This is a genomic window from Alcanivorax sp. HI0044, assembly GCF_001634945.1.
Genome location: NZ_LWEZ01001222.1, coordinates 1 through 900, shown reverse-complemented (window position 1 = coordinate 900; position 900 = coordinate 1). Strand labels below are relative to the sequence as shown.

Below are 900 nucleotides of genomic sequence, written 5' to 3'. Positions count from 1 at the left end.
GGTTTCGATGTTCTTGCGGGCACTACTGATATGGCGGCGCATCAACAGTTCCGCCATCTCGCCATCGCGAGCTTCAATGGCTTCCACGATACGGCGATGTTCGTTAAGGGCTTTCTGGGGACGATTGGCCACCGAGCTAAACTGATAACGGTACATGCGCACCAGATGGTAAAGCTCACCAATCAGCATCTGGCTGAGGGTCCCGTTGTGGCTGCCCTGGATAATGCGGTAATGGAAATCCAGGTCGCCCTCTCGCTGGAAATAGGCGGTGTCCTGTTGCAGATCCTGCTGCTGCTCATGCTGGGCCAGCACGTCATAGAGGCCGTTGACTTCCTCAGCGGACATTTGCTCAGCAGCCAACCGCGCCGCCATGCCTTCCAGCGCTTCGCGCACATGGTAGATTTCGATGAGGTCATCGAAGCTCAGGGAGGCAACACGAGTGCCCACATGGACAACACGCTCTAACAGCTTGCGGGATTCGAGGCGACGGATGGCTTCGCGGAGCGGGCCACGGCTGACACCGTAGCGCCCTGCCAGCTCGGTTTCGCTGACTTTGGAGCCGGGCGGAATCTCGCCACGCACAATATCGTCCTGCAAGCGGGCGAAAACCCGATCAGCCAGGGTACGTGCAGATTCCGGTGCAGTGACAGACATAAAAAAGCCCGATTGTTGACAATTTCAACGACCGGGCTGGACTTTACGCCCTAACAATAGGGACTTCAAGGGCAATTGTTGACAATGCCTGACTTAAACCATCAAGGCACCAGTGGATCGCAGCCACCGCCGGGGGCGCCGGCAAAGAACTGCACGGCGCCACGCCCAATGGAAAACAGGAAGGCTTGCTGATCATCGCTAAGCGTTTCACCTTCCGCAAGCGCCTCCCGCCATTCCTTCGACTGG

1 protein-coding gene is annotated in these 900 nt (G+C 57.7%); it reads right to left on the bottom strand.

The window, feature by feature from the left end; all coding sequences use genetic code 11:
• Positions 1–654, bottom strand: a 654-nt coding sequence (locus A3730_RS17100; protein ID WP_063538525.1) for a GntR family transcriptional regulator, incomplete at its 3' end; no start/stop codon positions are given.
• Positions 655–900: the final 246 nt, after the last annotated feature.